Source organism: Vibrio sp. YT-19(2023) (genome assembly GCF_033337395.1).
The window spans coordinates 1-517 of record NZ_JAWOQN010001151.1; the positions used below are offsets into that span (position 1 = coordinate 1).

Consider the following 517-nt stretch of genomic DNA (forward strand, 5'->3'; position numbering starts at 1 on the left):
CTTTCTCATTGCGACCGATTTTCACGTCGTCAAATGTTCTCCCAACAAGACTGATCTCATTCTTGAACTGGCTTACCCAACTCGGCACTGAACTCGGAGCTTTCGCTAAGCCTTTTAAATCCAAGATGTTGTTGTTGATGCGAATTTCGGATAAAGAGATTTCTTGGTTGCCCAATTTTGCTAATGACTGCATCACACCTGAGTAACCCGTGCGTTGCGAATCATCGTACTTGCCCACCGCTTTCAAGGAATCTCGCTTAGCTTTGACTTCACGCTCTAGACGCGCTTTAGCCGCTAACTTATTTGGATCAGGCTGATGCTTTCGCAGCTTCACTTGGTAGTAATCTAAGTCAGATTTAAGAATATCGCCCTTGCCTTTCACAATCGCGATTTCATCTTCCAAACCTTCACTTTGCCAAGACACGTAGCCGTAAGACAACAGAATCACAGCCGCAGCCGCGCCCCAAGAAATCGCCACATTTTTTAGCGTAAGGAGATCTTTCTTCGGCTTTAAATG

At 45.5% G+C, this 517-nt stretch carries 1 pseudogene; it reads right to left on the reverse strand.

Annotation, left to right across the window (positions count from 1 at the left end):
* A pseudogene (locus tag R7E78_RS30560) lies at positions 1-517 on the reverse strand (MSHA biogenesis protein MshI); the annotation flags it as partial.